Genomic DNA, 676 nt, shown 5'->3' with positions numbered 1-676 from the left:
ACGCGGCCGATCACCAAAGTCCCGACGCTCACCACGATCCTGACGCGGCCGATCACCAAAGTCCCGACGCTCACCACGATCCTGACGCGGCCGATCATCCCGCGAACGGAAACCACCGGCGCCACCGGACGCGCCGCTGCTGCCACGATCCTGACGCGGCCGATCACCAAAGTCCCGACGCTCACCACGATCCTGACGCGGCCGATCATCCCGCGAACGGAAGCCGCCAGCGTTACCTGAGGCGCTGCTGCGCCGGTCCTGGTTGTCGGGGCGCTTTCTCTGGCCGCCCTCGCTGGAGCGCTCGGCTCCTGACCGGTTGCCAAAGTTGCCTCTGCCTGCACCCCTGTCGTCTCGTCCTTCACGACCCCGGAAATCAGCCATGCCGGAACTCCTCTCAGTGCGGGCCAAGGTCGAACCAGCCAACCACAGCCATCAAAATCCCTATGAAATGCTTGTCTTGTTGTGGGCGCAATTCTCTGTGGCGCGCCCGTACCATCGATCCATTCTAGTCCAGCCGACTGTTCCCCTACTTGCAGACAACCGCCGGCGGACTGTGACTCCACTAACGAATCGGGACCCTGGTTAAACGCGGGAAGGCCCCGCCATCGTTGGCGGGGCCTTCCCGTGTTCAAAGAATGTCCGGCGGCGACCTACTCTCCCACACCCTCCCGAGTGC

The 676-nt window shown here is 64.1% G+C and carries 1 protein-coding gene; it reads left to right on the top strand.

The window, feature by feature from the left end; genetic code table 11:
• On the top strand, window positions 1-240 hold a 240-nt coding region (locus tag AC5RVD_RS16800), incomplete at its 5' end, for a hypothetical protein (RefSeq protein WP_494127555.1).
• Between the last annotated feature and the right edge of the window lie 436 nt (window positions 241-676).

The organism is Arthrobacter sp. THG-b23 (genome assembly GCF_059091265.1).
This window is presented reverse-complemented; position numbering and strand designations above follow the sequence as displayed.